The 394-nt window shown below is 71.8% G+C and carries 1 pseudogene; it reads right to left on the bottom strand.

The features are described from left to right. Positions 1 to 394: pseudogene (locus tag Y887_RS17550) on the bottom strand (type II secretion system secretin GspD); the annotation flags it as partial.

Genomic DNA, 394 nt, shown 5'->3' with positions numbered 1-394 from the left:
CGTTGTTCCAGCCCAGCACCATCTCCAGCAGGTTCAAGGCCTGCGCCGGAGAGACCGGGTTGGGCGTGGCCAGGGTCACGGTGCCCTGCACGCCCGGGGCGATGACGTAGTTCTGCCCGAGCATGTCGCCCAGGATCGCCTTGACCACCGCCTGCACCGACTCGCCTTCGAAGTTGAAGGTGGCGCTGCCGCTGCTGGCCATGCCCAGCGTCGGGGCCGGCGCACCGGCTGCACTCTGGTTGATCATGGTGCCGCTGCCGCGCCGGATCACCGGGCTGGGCTTGGCGCCGGCGTTGCCATTGCCGTCGGCGCGCTGATCGGCGGCGGTCTGGGTGGCGCCGGCAGCGCCGACTTGCGGATCCAGGCGCGCATTGCGGCGCACGTCCGGCGGCGG

Source organism: Xanthomonas pisi DSM 18956, from assembly GCF_001010415.1.
In the GTDB taxonomy this organism is placed as follows: domain Bacteria; phylum Pseudomonadota; class Gammaproteobacteria; order Xanthomonadales; family Xanthomonadaceae; genus Xanthomonas; species Xanthomonas pisi.
The sequence above is the reverse complement of the archived record's forward strand: the minus strand, read 5'-3'. Positions and strand labels throughout refer to the sequence as shown.